General features: G+C 63.5%; 21 protein-coding genes. 16 read left to right on the top strand and 5 right to left on the bottom strand.

What is annotated here, in order from left to right:
- Positions 1 to 242, top strand: a 242-nt coding sequence (locus EN943_RS24545; RefSeq protein WP_164778349.1) for a cupin domain-containing protein, incomplete at its 5' end; no start/stop codon positions are given.
- A 189-nt stretch (positions 243 to 431) separates the two neighbouring features.
- Positions 432 to 1949, top strand: a complete 1518-nt coding sequence (locus EN943_RS24540) for an MFS transporter (protein WP_127414980.1) — start codon at positions 432 to 434, stop codon at positions 1947 to 1949.
- 62 nt (positions 1950 to 2011) lie between these two features.
- Here the strand turns inward: EN943_RS24540 and EN943_RS24535 are convergent, their stop codons facing one another.
- Positions 2012 to 3214, bottom strand: a complete 1203-nt coding sequence (locus EN943_RS24535; RefSeq protein WP_127414979.1) for a pyridoxal phosphate-dependent aminotransferase — start codon at positions 3212 to 3214, stop codon at positions 2012 to 2014.
- 208 nt (positions 3215 to 3422) lie between these two features.
- On the opposite strand from EN943_RS24535, the gene EN943_RS24530 reads away from it, so the two are divergent.
- The 3 genes from EN943_RS24530 (at position 3423) to EN943_RS24520 (ending at position 5878) form a co-directional block, all read left to right on the top strand.
- Complete coding sequence (locus tag EN943_RS24530) at positions 3423 to 4316, top strand: EAL domain-containing protein (protein ID WP_127414978.1); 894 nt, start codon at positions 3423 to 3425, stop codon at positions 4314 to 4316.
- Entirely contained in the window at positions 4313 to 5158 is an 846-nt protein-coding gene (locus EN943_RS24525; RefSeq protein ID WP_127414977.1) for an EAL domain-containing protein, read from the top strand. The genes EN943_RS24530 and EN943_RS24525 overlap by 4 nt, the downstream gene beginning before the upstream one ends.
- A gap of 111 nt (positions 5159 to 5269) precedes the next feature.
- Positions 5270 to 5878: a glutathione S-transferase family protein gene (locus tag EN943_RS24520; protein ID WP_127414976.1), complete on the top strand. Its 609-nt coding sequence runs from the start codon at positions 5270 to 5272 to the stop codon at positions 5876 to 5878.
- 248 nt (positions 5879 to 6126) lie between these two features.
- Here the strand turns inward: EN943_RS24520 and EN943_RS24515 are convergent, their stop codons facing one another.
- The gene (locus tag EN943_RS24515) at positions 6127 to 6339 is read right to left on the bottom strand and encodes a cold-shock protein (RefSeq protein WP_010910991.1); all 213 of its coding nucleotides are present in this window, start codon (positions 6337 to 6339) and stop codon (positions 6127 to 6129) included.
- A gap of 276 nt (positions 6340 to 6615) precedes the next feature.
- Between EN943_RS24515 and EN943_RS24510 the strand changes: the two genes are divergently transcribed.
- Entirely contained in the window at positions 6616 to 6945 is a 330-nt protein-coding gene (locus tag EN943_RS24510) for a hypothetical protein (protein WP_127414975.1), read from the top strand.
- Between the two features lie 13 nt (positions 6946 to 6958).
- On the opposite strand, the gene EN943_RS24505 is transcribed toward EN943_RS24510, so the two are convergent.
- A complete protein-coding gene (locus EN943_RS24505; RefSeq protein ID WP_127414974.1) occupies positions 6959 to 7528 on the bottom strand; it encodes a methylated-DNA--[protein]-cysteine S-methyltransferase in 570 nt (189 codons plus the stop codon).
- 181 nt (positions 7529 to 7709) lie between these two features.
- Between EN943_RS24505 and EN943_RS24500 the strand changes: the two genes are divergently transcribed.
- The 5 genes from EN943_RS24500 to EN943_RS24480 all read left to right on the top strand — a co-directional run bounded on the left by EN943_RS24500 (position 7710) and on the right by EN943_RS24480 (position 12499).
- Positions 7710 to 8612, top strand: coding sequence for a lytic transglycosylase domain-containing protein (locus EN943_RS24500; RefSeq protein WP_127414973.1), 903 nt, complete (start codon positions 7710 to 7712; stop codon positions 8610 to 8612).
- A gap of 5 nt (positions 8613 to 8617) precedes the next feature.
- Positions 8618 to 9106, top strand: a complete 489-nt coding sequence (locus EN943_RS24495; RefSeq protein ID WP_127414972.1) for a GNAT family N-acetyltransferase — start codon at positions 8618 to 8620, stop codon at positions 9104 to 9106.
- Between the two features lie 289 nt (positions 9107 to 9395).
- Positions 9396 to 10664, top strand: a complete 1269-nt coding sequence (locus EN943_RS24490; protein WP_127414971.1) for an ABC transporter substrate-binding protein — start codon at positions 9396 to 9398, stop codon at positions 10662 to 10664.
- Positions 10665 to 10710: 46 nt separating this feature from the next.
- Complete coding sequence (locus EN943_RS24485) at positions 10711 to 11673, top strand: sugar ABC transporter permease (RefSeq protein WP_127414970.1); 963 nt, start codon at positions 10711 to 10713, stop codon at positions 11671 to 11673.
- Position 11674: 1 nt separating this feature from the next.
- Positions 11675 to 12499 (top strand): carbohydrate ABC transporter permease, encoded by an 825-nt coding sequence (locus EN943_RS24480; RefSeq protein WP_127414969.1) that lies wholly within the window; start codon positions 11675 to 11677, stop codon positions 12497 to 12499.
- Between the two features lie 28 nt (positions 12500 to 12527).
- On the opposite strand, the gene EN943_RS24475 is transcribed toward EN943_RS24480, so the two are convergent.
- Positions 12528 to 12863 (bottom strand): hypothetical protein, encoded by a 336-nt coding sequence (locus EN943_RS24475; RefSeq protein WP_127414968.1) that lies wholly within the window; start codon positions 12861 to 12863, stop codon positions 12528 to 12530.
- 145 nt (positions 12864 to 13008) lie between these two features.
- On the opposite strand from EN943_RS24475, the gene EN943_RS24470 reads away from it, so the two are divergent.
- On the top strand, positions 13009 to 13752 hold the full coding sequence (locus EN943_RS24470) for a DUF899 family protein (protein ID WP_164778348.1): 744 nt from the start codon (positions 13009 to 13011) through the stop codon (positions 13750 to 13752).
- Positions 13753 to 13974: 222 nt separating this feature from the next.
- Positions 13975 to 14529 (top strand): DUF4142 domain-containing protein, encoded by a 555-nt coding sequence (locus EN943_RS24465; protein WP_013530103.1) that lies wholly within the window; start codon positions 13975 to 13977, stop codon positions 14527 to 14529.
- A 292-nt stretch (positions 14530 to 14821) separates the two neighbouring features.
- On the opposite strand, the gene EN943_RS24455 is transcribed toward EN943_RS24465, so the two are convergent.
- Complete coding sequence (locus EN943_RS24455) at positions 14822 to 15142, bottom strand: DUF1476 domain-containing protein (RefSeq protein ID WP_127414966.1); 321 nt, start codon at positions 15140 to 15142, stop codon at positions 14822 to 14824.
- 202 nt (positions 15143 to 15344) lie between these two features.
- Here EN943_RS24455 and EN943_RS24450 point away from each other — a divergent pair, with 202 nt between their 5' ends.
- From EN943_RS24450 to EN943_RS24440, 3 genes are all read left to right on the top strand, one after another.
- Positions 15345 to 15725, top strand: coding sequence for a DUF6152 family protein (locus EN943_RS24450; RefSeq protein ID WP_127414965.1), 381 nt, complete (start codon positions 15345 to 15347; stop codon positions 15723 to 15725).
- Complete coding sequence (locus EN943_RS24445) at positions 15726 to 16187, top strand: DUF6644 family protein (RefSeq protein ID WP_127414964.1); 462 nt, start codon at positions 15726 to 15728, stop codon at positions 16185 to 16187.
- 237 nt (positions 16188 to 16424) lie between these two features.
- Complete coding sequence (locus EN943_RS24440; protein WP_127414963.1) at positions 16425 to 16817, top strand: RidA family protein; 393 nt, start codon at positions 16425 to 16427, stop codon at positions 16815 to 16817.
- Positions 16818 to 16907: the final 90 nt, after the last annotated feature.

The following is a 16907-nucleotide window of genomic DNA, read 5'->3' as shown; positions in this document are numbered from 1 at the left end:
GGCATACGCATCCGCTTGGCCAGACGCTTTACGTGACGGCGGGCGCCGGGCTTGCCCAGACATGGGGCGGCCCGGTCCAGAAGATCAGGGCCGGCGACGTTATCTCGTTCGCGCCTGGCGAAAAACACTGGCATGGCGCGGCGCCGAAATCGGCGATGACGCATGTCGCCATGCAGGAGGCGCTCGACGATGTCCATGCCGATTGGCTGGAAGCGGTGACATCGGAACAATATGGCGGCTGAATGCTCATTCCGTAGGAAGCCGGGCTTCTATTCCAGCCGCGACATTTTCAGAAGAGGGCGATTCGCGGCGAGTCCCGTACCATGGCGCAGGTCACGCGCAATCGCGTGATCGACAGCGCCATGCCGCCCGTTCAACTGACGGTTAGTCGGCGATGTAAGTGATTGCGAAATTCACGTCTGGATATAGCCATGTCAAAGCACCGTCTGCCCCTGGTCGCCGCTGTCTATCTTGGTTCGTTCGTGGCTCTGCTCGACGTCAGCATCGTCAATGTCGCGCTGCCGACGATCCAGCAGGCGTTGCAAACCGATTTCGGCGGCCTGCAATGGGTGGTCGACGCCTACACGCTGTGCCTGTCCGCCTTCATGCTGTCGTCCGGCCTGATCGGCGACCGCTATGGCCGCAAGCGCTCGTGGCTGGCCGGCGTCGGCATCTTCGTGGTCGGCTCGCTGATCTGCGCCGTCGCGCCCAATTTGCCGGTGCTGCTGGCCGGCCGGGTCGTACAGGGCATCGCCGGCTCGCTGCTCATTCCAGGCGCGCTGTCGATCCTGACGCAAGCCTTTCCCGATGCGCGCCAGCGCGCCGGCGTCATTGGCGGCTGGGCGTCGTTCGCCGCCATCTCTCTGCTCGTTGGTCCCGTCCTCGGTGGCATCCTGGTCGAGACCGTCGGCTGGCAAAGCATCTTCCTGATCAACCTGCCGCTTGGGTTGATCACGATCGCGCTCGGTGCTGCTTCGATCAACGAGACGGCGCATCCCGAACATGCCCATCTCGATCTTGTCGGCCTGGCTCTCAGCATCCTGTGGCTGGGCGCGCTGACCTTTGGCCTGATCTCGGCCGGCGAGAATGGCTGGGGCGAGCCAAGGACGGTCACGGCGCTCATCGCCGGCGTCGTCGGCCTGGCTGCTTTCCTCGGCTTCGAAGCGCGCACGGCACGCCCGATGCTGCCGCTTGGCCTGTTCCGCGATGTCCGCTTTGCCGTCGCCAATGTCGCTTCGTTCGCGCTCGGCTTCACCTCCTATTCCAGCGTCTTCTTCTTCTCGATGTTCCTGCAGCAGGTGCAGGGCTGGCCGCCGACGCAGACCGGCCTACGCATGGCGCCGGCCTTCATCGTCCAGATCGTGGTGTCGCCATGGATCGGCAGGCTGAGCGCCCGCTATGGTCACTCCGCGCTGATGACCATCGGCTATGCCGCTATCGGCCTGTCCATGCTCGGCATGTGCTGGGCCGGTCCTTCGACGCCCTATGCGGTGTTGTGCCTCCTGTTCGCCATCGGCGGTCTCGGCAATGCGCTGGCGATTCCAACCGGCAGCGCCGCGGCCATGTCCTATGCGCCGCGCGAACGTTCGGGCATGGTATCGGCGGTCATCAATGCCACCCGCCAGAGCGGCCTTGCCATCGGCATCGCCTTGCTCGGCGCCTTGATGAGCATGCGGGCAACCAACCTTTTGGCCGGGTCTCTCGGCGATGCCGGTGTCGCCAACGCGGAAGCGGTCGCCCGTGCTGCAATTTCGCGGCATGATTTCGCAACCGACGCGGCAATGGGCGAAAGCGGCGCGCACGAACTCTATGCTGCCGCCTATGCCGGCGGCTTCCATGCCGCGATGCTGACGGCAGCGATAGGCGCGTTCCTCACCGCCGCACTGCTGGTCGCCGTGCTGGCGCCGGCCGAGGCGCGCTCGGCCAAAGGGACCAAGCACGAGGCGTGAGGCTGACGGCCCATTAAAAAACCCGGCGGTGAAGCCGGGTCTTTGCGTTCATAGTGCGCCAGTCAGGTCAGCGAAGCCGTAAAGCGCTGGATGCGCGTGCAGGCTTCTTCCAGAAGCGTCTCGGAGGTGGCGTAGGAGATGCGGAAGTTCGGGCCGAGGCCGAAGGCCGAGCCGAACACCACCGCGACGCCCTCGGCTTCGAGCAATTCCGAGCAGAAGGTTTCGTCGGTGTCGATCAGCCTGCCGGCCTTGGTCTTCTTGCCGATCAACTGGGCGCAGGAGGGATAGACATAGAAGGCGCCTTCCGGCGACGGACAGGTGATGCCACGCGCCTGGTTGAGCATCGACACGACAAGGTCGCGCCTGCCTTGAAAGATCGCCTTGTTTTTGGCGATGAAATCCTGCGGGCCATTCAGCGCCTCGACGGATGCCCATTGCGCAATGGTGCAGGCGCCCGATGTCTGCTGACCCTGGATCATGTCCATCGCCTTGATCAGTTGCAACGGACCCGCCGCATAACCGATGCGCCAGCCGGTCATTGCATAGGCTTTCGACACGCCGTTCATGGTCAGCGTGCGCTCGTAGAGCTTAGGCTCGACCTCGGCGATGGTTCTGAAGACGAAATCGCCATAGGTCAGGTGCTCGTACATGTCGTCGGTCAGCGTCCAGACATGAGGATGCTTCAACAGCACGTCGGCCAGCGCGCGCAGTTCGGCCTCGGTATAGGCGGCACCCGACGGGTTCGACGGCGAGTTCATCAGCAGCCATTTGGTCTTCGGCGTGATCGCCTTTTCAAGCACGGAAGCGGTCAGCTTGAAGCCATTGTCGATCGAGGTGTCGGCAAACACGGAGGTGCCGCCGCAGATCGCCACCATCTCGGGGTAGCTGACCCAGTAGGGGCGAGGAATGATGACCTCGTCGCCGGGGTTCAGCGTGGCCATGAAGGCGTTGAACAGGATCTGCTTGCCGCCGGTACCGACGATGGTCTGCTCGGGCTTGTAGTCGAGATTGTTCTCGCGCTTGAACTTTTTCGAGATCGCCTCGCGCAGCGGCACGATGCCCGAAACCGGCGGATACTTGGTTTCGCCACGGCGGATCGCCTCGATTGCCGCATTCTTGATGTTGTCGGGCGTGTCGAAATCCGGTTCGCCGGCGCCGAGGCCGATAATGTCACGGCCGGCATTTTTCAGCTCGCGCGCTTTCTGCGTGACCGCGATGGTGGCGGAAGGCTTCACGCGGGAAAGGGTGTCGGCAAGAAAGGCCATGAGCTTGACGTCTCCATGGAAGATCGGCGCGGCCAGGAGCGACCGCGGCGCTTCTCATGTCGCATGATTTCGCGCAACGCAAGCATTGTCGGCTGATCCAGGTCTCAAGGAGCTGTGATCGGGACCCGGGGTCGGCAACAATAAATTCATTAACGACCGGTAGAGGCTTGAGTGGCAGGATCGCAGACCAATTGCGGAGCGAGGAACCGTGTCGCGCAGCGTCGGGCTTGCCCACATCATCCGTCAGGACGACGGCACCTCCACCGGTGTCTGGGGCATCTACACGCTGCAAAGCGCCTTCCAGCCGATCTTCGCTTTCAAGGAAGGCAAGCTGTCGGTGGTCGCGTTCGAAGGGCTGATCCGGCCGTTCCGCGACGGCGAGCCGCAATCGCCGATGAATTTCTTCTCGACCTGTCCGGCCGCCGACCGCCTGCATATCGAGGCGCTGACCAGGACGCTGCATCTTCTCAACGCCGGTGCCTGCCTGCCGCGGGAAGCGTCGATCTTCGTCAATTTCGATCCATCGGTGTTCACCGAACGCACTGTTGCCGACGCTGCCTTGCGTGAAATGCGGCTCGTGCTGCACGAGGCAGGCATAGACCCGCGTCGCGTCGTCTGCGAGGTGACCGAGCAGCGGTCGGCGTCGCAGGAAGCCTTGCACGGCTTTGTCGCGGCACTGAGGGCCAATGGCTTCCGTATCGCCGTCGACGATTATGGCGCCGACGATTCCGACATCAATCGGGTCAAGGAATTGAAGCCGGATATCGTCAAGTTCGATGCCTACTGGATCACGCAGCTGATGGAGTCCGGCGCCGGCTTCGCGTTGCTGACGACCATGGTGAAGAACTTCGAGGAGCAAGGCATAAATACGGTGTTCGAGGGCATCGAGGAGGGCTGGCAACTGGAGCTCGCCGAGAAATCGGGCGCGTCGATGGTGCAGGGTTTCGTGCTGGCGCGGTCCGAATTGGCGCCGACCAGCTTTGGCGTCTTCGACAAGGCCAGGCAGGCGCCTGCCGCTGCCGCCGTCGACACGTCGGCTCCTGCCGTGGCAACGCCTTCGGCGCGGCCGGTCAAGGCCTTCGGGCGCCGCGTGGCGACATGAAAGATCGGCGGCGCAATGTCGGCGATGCGATCCGGGTCGACGAAGTCGGCATCGAATACGGCATCCATGGCGAGTTCCGGCTGCGCAGCGCCTATCAGCCGATTTTCGCGCCGCGCGGCCGTTTCCTTCACGCGGTCGCGGCCGAAGCCCTGATCGAGCCGCACCGTGCCGGCCGCCCCGGCGCGCCAAAGATGTTCTTCGAAAGTGTCGCCGTCTCGGACCGGCTGTTTGTGGAAACCATGTGCCGGGCGCTGCATCTCAGGAATTTTCGCAACATCGGCGTCGACGGGCTCGACCTGTTCTTCAACTACAATCCGTTGATCAACGACCATGCCGGGCGGGCACTGGCCGAGATTCGCCTGATGACCAGGCATCTCGGCGAGTTCGGCCTGGCGCCGGCCATGCTGGTCTGCGAAATCACCGAACAGGCGGCGGACGACGCGCTTCTCGCGCGGCTGGTGCGCGAAATGCGGCGCGACGGCATCCGCATCGCCATCGACGATTTCGGCACCGGGCACTCGACCGAGGAGCGGGTAAGCCTGCTCAAGCCCGACATCGTCAAGATCGACGGCACCTGGTTCGCGGAGTTCTGCCGCCACGCTGCCGCCGAACGGTTCTTCCGCCCGCTGGTTTCCAGCTTGCATGACCGTGGCGCCAAGGTGCTGGTCGAAGGCATCGAGCAGCCCACCCATCTGCGCGTCGCGCTCGAAGGCGGGGTCGACCTGCTGCAGGGTTTTCTCCTCGCCCGCCCAGCCTTGGCGGGGACCGTTTTCGAGGAAGAGCCACTGAACATCGACACGCTGCTGGGTACCGGCGGCAATGTCGTCCCGCTGTTCGGCTAGGGGCACCACTATTCACACATCAGCGGCGCTGATCGTCTCGACAAAACAAATCATTGGTTGAGTCCGCCGCCGCTGCGATAATCGCGCGGAGACGGTGCTCGGGGGACAGCCATGATACTTTACGGCATGATCGACAGCGGCAATTGCTACAAGCCGCGCCTGCTGATGGCCAAGCTTGGCCTGGCGTTCACCAACGTCGAGGTGAGTTCGCACACAGGCGACACACGCAAAGCCGACTTTGTCGCCAAGAACCCGAACGCCATGGTGCCGCTGCTCGAGTTCGATGATGGCCGGCGGCTGGCCGAATCCAACGCCATCCTGCTCTATCTCGCCGAAGGCACACGCTTCCTGCCGGCGGACAGGTATGAGCGTGGGCTCGCGTATCAATGGCTGTTCTTCGAACAATACAGCCACGAGCCCTACATCGCCGTGCGCAAGGCGCTGCTGACCTTTCCCGAACGTGCTGGGGATGCGACCCCGGAGCGGCTGGCGGTGACGCTGGAGCGCGGCAACAAGGCGCTCAGCGTGATGAACAGGCATCTGGAAAACAATGCCTTCTTCGCCGGCAGCGCGCTCAGCGTCGCCGACATCGCGCTCTATGCCTATACGCATACGGCGGAGCAGGGCGGTTTCCAGCTCGACGCCTATCCGGCGGTCGCGGCCTGGCTTGGCCGAGTCGAGGCCGATCCGGGACATGTGCCGATCGGGTGGATGGGGTAAGCCACGTCGGTGATTGGCGAAGGACGCTGTATTGCGGCAGCACCTAACCCCAGACAGCAAAAAGGCGGGATAAATCCCGCCTTCCCATGCTTGGTAGCCTGATCGGGAGCGTCCGGTCCGGGCTGGCAGCTATCTGCTGATCCAGCTTGTCGGGTCTTTCCGCTCCAGCGCGCTTCTCGCGCGACTGTCAGTACATCCGTGACTTGCCGCGCGCCCCGAACTCTCGCCCGGCGCGCGCTATCGCAAAATCAGGCTGCCTTGCTCAGAGATCCAGCGGACGACTTGCCAGTGCGGCGGTCCTGCTCGATCTCGAAGTTGATCTTCTGGCCTTCGACCAAGGTCGACAGTCCAGCACGCTCGACAGCGGAGATGTGGACGAATACGTCCGCGCCGCCCGCGTCAGGCTGAATGAAGCCGAAGCCCTTGGTGGCGTTGAACCACTTGACCGTTCCAGTTGCCATTTAGATAGTCCTTCACATTTGCTTTAGATTGACCGGACCGAGGTCCAGCCGGTGTGCATCGAGATTTTGGAGATAGACGTCAGCAAACGCGATTATCGCGAGGCCCGGATCGATCGGCCGAAATATCAATGGAAGGCATATAGGCTGCTTTCGCACAAAAAACAAGACTGTGTGAGAAAGCCGTGATCAGGGCGCCGCCCAATGGCCGCCCCAATCGCGTGAGAGCGTCACGACGGATCGCGACGTCCCTGGGCGGCGGATCACAGGGAGAGGACCATGAAAACCATTCTGCTTGCCGCCTGCCTGACGCTTGTCGCCGCTCAGGCTCAGGCGATCTCGCGCTACGACCCAACGCGTATGAGCTGCGGCAAGGTTCAGGCGACGATCGCCCGGCAGGGGGCGGTCATCCTGCGCTACCAGTCGAAGCGGGTGCCGGGACTGCCGCTTTACGACCGCTATGTGCAGAGCCAGCGATTCTGCAGCATGGGCGAGGTAAGGACACGGGCCTACGTGCCGAGCGCCGACACAAAGTCCTGCCCGGTCTACAACTGCAAGCGGCCGGACAACGGCCGGCATTTCCGCCGGCGGTTCTTCCATAACAACTAGGCACCTGCCTACATCAAAACCCGAACGAAACCTGCGCCGGGGGCGGCGGGCCGACGCGCACGCCTTCCATGGCCAGCATCTTCTCCTTGGTGACCGAGCCGCCCGGCGCCGAGAAGCCGCCGATCTTGCCGCCGGCGGCAAGGATGCGATGGCAAGGGATGACCAGCGGCACCGGATTGGCGCCAAGGGCGGCCCCGGTTTCGCGGGCGAGCCCGGTATGGCCGGCGGTCTTGGCCAACTCGCCATAGGTGGTGGTTTCGCCGAAGGAGAGTTTTCGCGCCGCGTCGTAAATGGCGAGGCGGAAATCGTCGACGCCGTCGAGATCGACCGGCACGGCGGAGAAGTCGATGTCCTCGCCCGCCGCATAAGCCTTGATCGCTGCGATCAGCTCGACCACCCATGGCGGCTGCGCCGTGGCGCTGGAAACGCCGCCATGGCGCAGCAGGCGCCGCTCCACCGCTTCGCGGCTGCGTTCGGGCAGGCAGAGCCGGATCAGGCCCTTTTCGCTCCACGCAATACCCATAAAGCCGATCACTGTTTCTAACACTGCGTGGCCGGCCGTGATCGAAGCTGTCGTGACCATGATGCGTTCCTTCCCGCAAAGTGGCGAAATCCGGGATTCGTCCCAGTACATATCCGGAACAATATGGCATCGCCGCCTGCGTCTCGCCACCCGAAAACCACCTGATCGCCCCGATTGCCCGGCCTGAATCGCTGGTGTAAGGGATTTCTTAACAACCCGACAAACCGGACCCGAGCGCGGCTTGCCAGCAAAACTCAACCTTATCGCGATCGGCGTGATCCTGGCCGCCGCCGGCATCAGCGGCTGCACGTCGACCTCGCAGATGAAATCCGCGCCCGCTCTCACCGAAACAGCGACCGCCGCCGGCGCTGATGCCGGCTTCACAGTGCCTCTGCCGGAGACGGTTTCGGTGCTGCCGGAATCATCAGGGATTGCCCCCGTTCAGACGGCCGAGCTGCCGCTCGATCCCGCCGCACAGCCGGCTGCCGCGACTGCCGCTTTTGCCGGATCGACACCGGTGGCACCCGCCGTGCCCGCGGTGATGACCGCCAATGCCTGGCAGGCGCCGCCGCCGGCAAATGCGAGCGAGCCGGTCAAGACGGCCGAGACCTATACGACCGCAGGGCTCATCGTGCCGGCGACCGCCAAGGGCGACCGGATGCCCGGCGTCCAGCAGGTCGCCTATGTCGTGCCGCAGAACCCGGCTGCCCTGGTTCAGGGTCCCGTCGGGCCGACGGAAGAACGCGCGACGGGCGTGCGCGGCGATGTCGAGCGGCTGATCGAGAAATATGCGGCGATCTATCAGGTGCCGGTGGATCTGGTGCGCCATGTCGTGAACCGCGAGAGCACCTTCAACCCGAAAGCCTACAACAACGGCCATTGGGGACTGATGCAGATCAAGCACGCGACGGCGCGCGGCATGGGCTATGACGGACCGGCCAAGGGCCTGTTCGACGCCGAAACCAATTTGAAATACGCGGTCAAATATCTGCGCGGCGCCTGGCTGGTGGCCGGCGGCAACGCCAAGAAGGCCGACTGGCTCTACCAGACCGGCTATTATTACGACGCCAAGCGCAAGGGTCTGCTCGAGGCGACCGGCCTTGGCCGCGACCGCCAGCGCCGTCGCCTGCAGCCCGACGCCTGAGCGCGATGCCTGAACCGCGCCCGCCGGCTCTGAACGACATCCGGCTGCGCAAGATCCTCGACGAGACGCTGGTTCCGCCGCACTGGCCGGAGGGTTTTGTCATGCGCAGTTTCGAGCCCGGTGACGCGCCAGCCCTGCATGCGCTTTTGACTGAAGTGTTCGACGACGGCGCCGATGGTCCGTTCGACGAGTGGTGGCCGCGTGTCGCGGGCGATCCCGAATTCGACCCGGCACTGTGCTTCCTCGTCATCGACGCCAAGGGCCGGCTGGCGGCGGCGGCGCTGTGCTGGACCCGCGCCTTCGTCAAGGATCTTGCCGTTCATCCCGAGGCGCGCGGCAAGGGTGTTGCCGAAGCGCTGATGTGGCACGCCTTCGCCGTTTTTCGCGAACGTGGCGCCGATCATGTCGACCTCAAGACCAACACGGTCGAGAATCCCGCCGCCGTCCGGCTCTATGAGCGGCTGGGGATGATGCCTGTCGCCTGGGAAGGCTAGGGTGTGCTGATATTCAGGTGATGCCGGCCTGCAAATGATGGCTTCCTGCGCTTCCGGTGCTCACGTACCCAAAAGTACGCTCCGCTCCGGTTCTCGGAAACCACCATTTTCGACTCGGCCTGACCTGAATCTCAACACCCCCTGATGGGTGTCGCCTCACGCAGGAACGGCGCGATTTGGGAACCCAAAGCGCCGCTTCGCATTCAATGGAAGGGGAAGGCGGGTGCCGACAAGCTGCCGACGCGTGGGGGGATTTTCCGTTGCCGGCTGCGGAGGGACATCCACCATCATGAAACTCTTTCACGCATTCCTGGTGCTCGGCGTCGCCGCCATGCTGTTTGGCACGCCGGCGCGGGGCGTCGAGCTGTCGATCGTGTCGGGCGATACCGGCGACGGCATCAAGGTGCTGCGCGAGATCCTCGACCGCTATGAGAAAGACAGCGGCAACAAGGTCGGCATCGTCGTCATGCCGACGTCCGGGACCGACCAGTTCGGCCAGTACCGGCTGTGGCTTGCCGCCGGAAACAGCGACATCGACGTCTACCAGACGGACGTGATCTGGGCGCCGCAGCTCGCCAGCCAGCTCGTGGATTTGACCGCGGCGACCAGGGATATCGTGGCTGAGCATTTCCCGTCGATCATCCAGTCGCAGACCGTCAACGGCAAGCTCGTCGCCTTGCCGATCTTCACCGATGCGCCGGCGCTCTACTACCGCAAGGATCTGCTCGACAAATACGGCGCCAAGGTGCCGGCCACCTGGAAGGAACTGGCAGAGACCGCCAGGCTGGTCATGGACAAGGAGCGTGCGGCCGGCAATCGGGATATCTGGGGCTTCGTCTTCCAGGGCAACGCCTATGAGGGGCTGACCTGCGACGCGCTCGAATGGGTGATGTCGAATGGCGGCGGCCAGATCATCGAGCCGGACGGCTCCATCTCCATCAACAACCCAAAAGCGGCGGCGGTGCTCGATATGGTCAAGGGTTGGGTTGGGACCATCGCGCCGCCCGGCGTGCTCGCCTACCAGGAAGAGGAATCGCGCGGTATCTGGCAGACCGGCAACGCGGTGTTCATGCGAAACTGGCCTTATGCCTACGCACTCGGCAACGGCGAGGGCTCGCCGATCAAGGGCAAGTTCGATGTGGCGCCGCTGCCGGCCGGCACCGGCGAGGGCGCCCGACCGGTCGCGACCCTGGGCGGCTGGAACCTCGCGGTTTCCAAATATTCGAAGCATCCGGATGCGGCAATCGAGCTGGTCAAGTTCATCGCCTCGCCCGCGATGCAGAAATACCGCGCGCTGAAGACATCCAACCTGCCGACCATCCAGGCGCTGTATGACGATGCCGACATTGCCATGGAACACCCGATTATTCCGCGCTGGAAGCAGATCTTTCTCAATGCGGTGCCGCGCCCCTCGGCCGCGACCAGGATCAAATACAACGAGGCGTCGAGCCAGTTCTGGAACGCTGTTCACAACACGCTCTCGGGCGACGGCACTGCCGCCGACAATCTGGCCGACCTCGAAGCGACGCTGACCAAGCTGAAGGGCCGAGGCTGGTGACGATACTGGGACAGCCGGCCGGCGGGACCGCAGCGAGCGGAGCGAGATGACAGGGATGAAACCGGAAACAGCCAAGGCCGCGCACGCGCCGTTGAGGGCACAGCGCGCTCGCTCGGCGTGGCTTTTCCTGGCGCCAATGCTTCTGGTGCTCGCCGCGGCAGCCGGCTGGCCGCTTGCCCGCACGGTCTATTTCAGCTTCACCGACGCCTCGCTGGCCGATCTCGACGCGCGCCAATGGGTCGGCTTCGCCAATTACTTTTCGGTACTTCACATGCCAAGCGGCCGGACCCTCTATGACGGGTTGCTGGTCGACCCTGTCTGGTGGCGGGCCGTCTGGAACACGGTGCGCTTCACCGTGATTTCGGTGACCTGCGAGACCATCCTCGGCACCATCGTTGCCTTGGTTCTCAACGCGGAATTCGCCGGCCGCGGCATCGTCAGGGCGGCGATCCTGATCCCCTGGGCGATCCCGACGATCGTCTCGGCGAAGATGTGGCAATGGATGCTCAACGACCAGTTCGGCATCATCAATGTCGTGCTGCTCAACCTCGGCCTGATCAGCACCAAGATCGCCTGGACGGCCAACGCCGACACGGCGATGGCGGCCGTCCTCATCGTCGATATCTGGAAGGCGACACCATTCATGACGCTGCTCATCCTGGCCGCGCTGCAGATGCTGCCGAGGGAGATCATCGAGGTCGCCAGGCTCGACGGCGCCAACCCCTGGCAGATCTTCTGGCGGGTGACCTTGCCGCTGATCCGCCCCGCGCTGTTAGTGGCGGTGATCTTCCGCGCGCTCGATGCGCTGCGTATCTTCGACCTGATCTATGTGCTGACGCCCAACAATGTGCACACCAAGTCGATGTCGGTGTTCGCCCGCGAGAACCTGTTCGAGTTCGATAAGTTCGCCTATGGCTCCGCCGCCTCGACCTTGCTCTTCCTGATCCTCGCTCTGCTTACCATCGTCACCATCCGGATCGGCCGGATCAGCCTGGCCGGGGACCGCTGAGATGTGGATCGTGAAGCGCACGGCCTTTTACCTGCTGGTCGCGGTTATCGTCTTCGTCGCGGTGTTCCCGTTCTATTACGCCATCGTCACCAGCCTGAAATCGGGGACCGACCTGTTCCGGGTCGATCTCTGGCCGACAACGATCAGTCTTGCCAACTACCGGAATGTGCTGACCGAGGGCAGCTTCGTCCGCAACTTGCTGAACTCGCTCTTCGTCTCCGGCGCCGTCGTCGTGCTGTCGCTGTTGCTCGGCGTCACATCAGCCTACGCGCTGGCGCGTATTCGATTTCGCGGCCGCTCGGCCCTGCTGTTCCTCATCCTGTCGGTTTCGATGTTCCCGCAGGTGGCGCTGCTGGCCGGGCTGTTCGAACTGGTCCGCATGTTCGGCCTCTACAATTCGCTGTTCGCGCTGATCTTCTCCTACATGATCTTCACCTTGCCGTTCACCGTCTGGGTGCTCACCACCTTCGTCCGCGACCTGCCTGTCGAGGTCGAGGAGGCGGCGATCCTCGACGGCGCGACGCCGTGGATCATCATCACCCGGGTCTTCCTGCCGCTGATGTGGCCGGCGCTGGCGACCACCGGGCTGCTGGCCTTCATCGGCGCCTGGAACGAATTCCTGTTTGCCCTGACCTTCACCTCCAACAACGCACAGAGGACCGTGCCGGTGGCGATCGCGCTGCTCTCCGGCAACTCGCAGTTCGAGATCCCATGGGGCAACATCATGGCCGCCTCGGTGATCGTCACGGTGCCGCTGGTGGTGCTGGTGCTGATCTTCCAGCGCAAGATCGTCTCCGGCCTTACCGCCGGCGGGGTCAAGGGGTGAGGAGCGGTCGGCGTAGTGCGGGCCGTTCTCAAATGTCTGGCGCGTTGCCGATCTTCTGCTTGAGCTCCAGCGCCCAGGCGCGGCCTTCGTCGCCGCCCCACAGCAGCCAGGCGATGTAACCGGCCGACGGGTTTTGCTCGTTGCCGTAATTCCTGCCGCGCTTGTCGACCTCGTGGCGGGCGAAATAGCTGACCATGCGGCGGATGGTGGAGGGCGAGAGGTTTTTGCGGTTCTTCAGTTCGGTGGCGCGGGCGACGCCGATCTCGGTGCCGCCGCGGCCGAATTCTCCGCGCAGCCTGAGGCCCTTGGCGGCATTGTCGGCCACCACTTGCGGGCAGCGCAGATCGATCTCGTCGTCGTGCATTTCGTCCCCCGGATCACGCTGCCCGAACAGGTATTACGACATCTCACCATGCGCAATAAATGTCGGGGGCGATCGCCGCCAAACGTCCTTGGGTCGCAAAGCAACCGCGCCGGGACGCCGGCGCCACGACTTGAAGGAGCCGATCATGATCACCTTTCCCAACGAATCCGCGAAATACCGCGCCGCGCGTGAAAAACTGCTGCGCAAGGAAATCGAGCTGCGCCGCGTCATGGAAGAGGTCGCCGAGGCCCGGCGCGCGCTGCCGCCGGGCGGGCTGATCCGCCTGGATTATGAATTCGATGCACTGGATGCCGAAGGCAGGCCCGCGAAGACCAAACTGTCGGAGCTGTTCGCACCCGGCAAGGACAGCTTGATCCTCTATCATCTGATGTTCCCGCGCCACCCGCAGGAGAAGCGCGATGTGGCGACCAGCGGCGGCACGGCGAAGCTTGCCCGACAGGATCAGCCATGCCCGTCCTGCACGGCGTTGCTCGACCAGTTCGACGGCGCCGTCGGCCATCTCCAGGCGGCCGGCTTCAATTTCGCCGTGGTGGGCAAGACCGCGCTCGAAAACCTGGTCACGCTCGGCCGTGATCGGGGCTGGCGCAACATGCGGTTGGTGTCTTCGGCGAGCAACAGCTTCAAGCGCGACTACAATGCCGAGGCGGCTGACGGCGCACAGATCCCGCTGCTGTCGGTGTTCCATCGCGATGCCGACGGCATACGCCATTTCTGGAGTTCGGAACTGGATTTCGCACCGACGGAGCCGGGCCAGGACCCACGCGGCCTCGGCACCTGCGAAACGCTGTGGAACCTGATGGATTTCACGCCGGAAGGCCGGCCGAACTGGAACGAGCAGCTGCAATATGGCGAGGCTTGCTGCCACTGAAACGCAGTTCTGGTCAGCCGCCGCGGTTCAGTTCGGATGGCCTTTGAGGAACATGAGTCCCATGGGCCGGCTTGAACGAGGGCATCGACGAGCGTTCGAGCCAGCCACGGATATAGCGGGGGGATCGAGGCGACACGCGCAGGCTTCTTCCTCATGACCTGCAACCTGAGTGCCCAAGCGACGTTGGATTGTCCGAGGGACAATTCCAACCGGAGACATGCGATGAAAACGCTTACCATTCTGACCGCAGCAGCATTGCTTGCCGGCGCGCCGGCCTTTGCCCAGTCGAACACGACCGCCACGACCACGCCGCTCGCCGCCACGACGAAGGTCGACACTTCGACCTTCATCAAGACGGTGCCGAGCGCCAATGAGTTCGAGATCGAGTCCAGCAAGCTCGCCGAGCAACAGGCAACCGACGCCGACGTCAAGGCGTTCGCCAAACAGATGATCGCCGATCACACCAAGGCCGGCGAGGAATTCAAGGCGGCGCTTGCCCAGGGCCAGACAACCTCGGCCACCGCACCGTCCGGTCCGGCCCTGCAGCCCAAGGAGCAGAAGATGCTCGATGAGCTGAAGAGCGCCAGCGGCGATCAATTCCAGGCCAAATACATCGAGATGCAGACCAACGCCCACAAGGAAGCCGTCGCGCTGTTCAGCGGCTATGCGAAATCCGGCGACGACCCGGCAATGAAGGAATTCGCTAAGAAAACCCTGCCGACGCTGCAGATGCACGAAAAACACGTGAAGGAACTGGCCGCCGCGCATCAGGGGTGAGGGCGGTTCAAAGTCGGCGATCTGTGGCGCCCCCCTCTGTCCTGCCGGACATCTCCCCCTCTTGGGGGGAGATCGGATGTCATCTCTGCCTTCGCCAATTTCCAACGCTGCAAGAGAGGCGCTGACCATGGGCCTAGCCAATCTCCCCCCTTGAGGGGGAGATGTCCGGCAGGACAGAGGGGGGGCGCCGTAGAGCGCTACGATGGAAGCCAGCCCGCTTGGCCAACCAACACCACAATGTGGCCCTGTGCCTTAAGGACGGCACGCCCTACCGATCACGGCTGAGCAGCGCTCAAGTCGACCTGATCTGCTCCACCGCCGTCACCAGCAGCTCTTCCATCGCGGTGCGTATCTGGGCATCCGACTGGGCGATGCCCGCCGCGTCAAAATCGGCGCGGACCTTGCGGAACACATCGTTGTCGCCTGCCTCTTCGAAATCCGCGTGTACCACTTCCTTCGCATAGGCGTCGGCGTCCGCACCGGATTTGCCGAGCTTTTCGCCGGCCCACAGGCCGAGCAGCTTGTTGCGGCGGGCCATGGCCCTGAACTTCGTTTCCTCATCCATCGCGAACTTCTTTTCGAAGCCTTCCTGACGGTCTTTCATGCTGCTCATGGTTGCCTCGTTTTGATGGGAGTCCGGTCTCCAGCGTGGTGGAAGAGCGGGCAGGAGAGGCAAGGGTGGCGTGCATGGATGTCATTAACAAGGCGATTGAGCGGGCGGTTGGCGGTCCGGTCTTTCGCCCCGATGTGATTTGACGTTGCCGCGCCGTGTCCTAACTCTCAAGTGCCTGCGGGATGAACCGAGGAGACGAGCGATGCAGTTCAAGGCAATTCGCAGCGTCGCGCTGACGGCCGTGATGCTTGCCGCCGGCACCGCGGCCTATGCCCATCATGGCTGGTCGTGGACGCAGGACGAGTTTTTCGAACTCAAGGGCAAGATCACGGCCATCTATATCGGCAATCCGCACGCCACGCTGGATGTCGACGCCGAGGGCGAGGCCTGGCGGGTGGAGATGGCGCCGCCATCCCGCACGATCGCCGCCGGCTTCACGGAGGAGGTGGCCAAGGTCGGCGACGAGGTGACCGCGATCGGCAACCGCTCGCTCGAGGCGACCGAAAAGCGCATGAAAGCAGTCCGCCTCATCGTCGGCGGCAAGACATATGATGTCTATCCCGACCGTGTGCCGCCGGCCTAGATGACGGAGTTTCTCGCCGGCATCGAGCACCTTGCGTTGGCGCGGTGGCTCAAGGCTTCCTTCATCGCCTACCCCGTGGTCAACGCGCTCCACATCATGTCGATCGGCGCGCTGCTGACCAGCGTCGTTCTCATGGACCTCAGGATCTGCGGCGCCTTCCGTTCGCTGCCGCAGGCGGCGTTCGTCGCAGTGCTGCGCCGCATTGCTTTGGCTGCGTTCGCGGGTGCGCTTGTCACAGGCTCGCTGCTGTTTTCGGTCAAGGCGAGCACCTATGCGGCGATGCCGGTTTTCCTCGCCAAAATGGCACTCATCCTTCTCGCCGGCGTCAATTTCCTCGCCTTCATGCGCTTTCGCCGCGCAACGGGCGGCGACGAGCCGGTCGGCGGGATCGCCCTGGCTGTGCTCTCCATGCTGCTGTGGACTTCCGTGCTTTTCGCCGGACGGTTCATCGGTTTTCTTTGACTAGGGCGGGCGTCGGCACTGGCGTTCCGCCAGTGCAGGGATAAGCTCCCTGAAATCTGAGTTATCGCAAAGACCCCCTCATCCGGCCGCTTCGCGGCCACCTTCTCCCCGGTGGGGAGAAGAGACTGGCGCCTGCGCCGGCAATCTCCTCTCCCCTCGGGGAGAGGTCAGCCGAGCGAAGCGGAGGCTGGGTGAGGGGGCCTTTGCGCCAACCTCGGCTCAAAAGGGAGATTTTCCATGACCAAACAAATCATCGAAGTGCCCGTCATGTCGGCCAAGGTGCGGGCGCTCGGGCTGCCGTGCTCGACGGCGGTCAAGGCCAACGGCTTCGTGTTCATCTCGGCGACGCCGCCGGTGGATATGGTGACCGGCGAGATGGTGCGCGGCGACATCGAGGTGCAGACCGAAGCGTCGCTGAAGGCGCTGAAACATTGCCTCGAAGCGGCGGGCACCTCGCTGGAAAACGTGGTGATGGTGCGCATCTACGCCGTCAATTCCGGCTTCTACAACGCCATCAACCGGGTATATGCGAGGTACTTCAGTGTGAACCCGCCGGCGCGGAGTTTTGTGCCGGTGGCGTCTTGGCCGATGGAGTTTGATATTGAGATTGAGTGCGTGGCTGTGGCGTGAGAAGCTCCGGCAAGGGTCACCTCCCGCAGATCATGTCTTGTTGATATCGTACACCTTCGTACGGTTTAAAAATTTATATTATTGATACTC

Origin of the sequence: Mesorhizobium sp. M7A.F.Ca.US.006.01.1.1 (genome assembly GCF_003997935.1) — a bacterium.
Taxonomy (GTDB): domain Bacteria; phylum Pseudomonadota; class Alphaproteobacteria; order Rhizobiales; family Rhizobiaceae; genus Mesorhizobium.
Note: the sequence above shows the minus strand (reverse complement) of the source record. Positions and strands in the feature narration are given on the sequence as shown.

What these genes read in the sequence shown, in the direction of transcription:
- EN943_RS24485 (WP_127414970.1), top strand. Translation starts at nt 10,711, where the DNA reads ATGACAGGGATGAAACCGGAAACAGCCAAGGCCGCGCACGCGCCGTTG.
- EN943_RS24525 (WP_127414977.1), top strand. Translation starts at nt 4,313, where the DNA reads ATGAAAGATCGGCGGCGCAATGTCGGCGATGCGATCCGGGTCGACGAA.
- EN943_RS24510 (WP_127414975.1), top strand. Translation starts at nt 6,616, where the DNA reads ATGAAAACCATTCTGCTTGCCGCCTGCCTGACGCTTGTCGCCGCTCAG.
- EN943_RS24465 (WP_013530103.1), top strand. Translation starts at nt 13,975, where the DNA reads ATGAAAACGCTTACCATTCTGACCGCAGCAGCATTGCTTGCCGGCGCG.
- EN943_RS24470 (WP_164778348.1), top strand. Translation starts at nt 13,009, where the DNA reads ATGATCACCTTTCCCAACGAATCCGCGAAATACCGCGCCGCGCGTGAA.
- EN943_RS24475 (WP_127414968.1), bottom strand. Translation starts at nt 12,863, where the DNA reads ATGCACGACGACGAGATCGATCTGCGCTGCCCGCAAGTGGTGGCCGAC.
- EN943_RS24515 (WP_010910991.1), bottom strand. Translation starts at nt 6,339, where the DNA reads ATGGCAACTGGAACGGTCAAGTGGTTCAACGCCACCAAGGGCTTCGGC.
- EN943_RS24520 (WP_127414976.1), top strand. Translation starts at nt 5,270, where the DNA reads ATGATACTTTACGGCATGATCGACAGCGGCAATTGCTACAAGCCGCGC.
- EN943_RS24440 (WP_127414963.1), top strand. Translation starts at nt 16,425, where the DNA reads ATGACCAAACAAATCATCGAAGTGCCCGTCATGTCGGCCAAGGTGCGG.
- EN943_RS24490 (WP_127414971.1), top strand. Translation starts at nt 9,396, where the DNA reads ATGAAACTCTTTCACGCATTCCTGGTGCTCGGCGTCGCCGCCATGCTG.
- EN943_RS24535 (WP_127414979.1), bottom strand. Translation starts at nt 3,214, where the DNA reads ATGGCCTTTCTTGCCGACACCCTTTCCCGCGTGAAGCCTTCCGCCACC.
- EN943_RS24445 (WP_127414964.1), top strand. Translation starts at nt 15,726, where the DNA reads ATGACGGAGTTTCTCGCCGGCATCGAGCACCTTGCGTTGGCGCGGTGG.
- EN943_RS24480 (WP_127414969.1), top strand. Translation starts at nt 11,675, where the DNA reads ATGTGGATCGTGAAGCGCACGGCCTTTTACCTGCTGGTCGCGGTTATC.
- EN943_RS24450 (WP_127414965.1), top strand. Translation starts at nt 15,345, where the DNA reads ATGCAGTTCAAGGCAATTCGCAGCGTCGCGCTGACGGCCGTGATGCTT.
- EN943_RS24495 (WP_127414972.1), top strand. Translation starts at nt 8,618, where the DNA reads ATGCCTGAACCGCGCCCGCCGGCTCTGAACGACATCCGGCTGCGCAAG.
- EN943_RS24540 (WP_127414980.1), top strand. Translation starts at nt 432, where the DNA reads ATGTCAAAGCACCGTCTGCCCCTGGTCGCCGCTGTCTATCTTGGTTCG.
- EN943_RS24505 (WP_127414974.1), bottom strand. Translation starts at nt 7,528, where the DNA reads ATGGTCACGACAGCTTCGATCACGGCCGGCCACGCAGTGTTAGAAACA.
- EN943_RS24455 (WP_127414966.1), bottom strand. Translation starts at nt 15,142, where the DNA reads ATGAGCAGCATGAAAGACCGTCAGGAAGGCTTCGAAAAGAAGTTCGCG.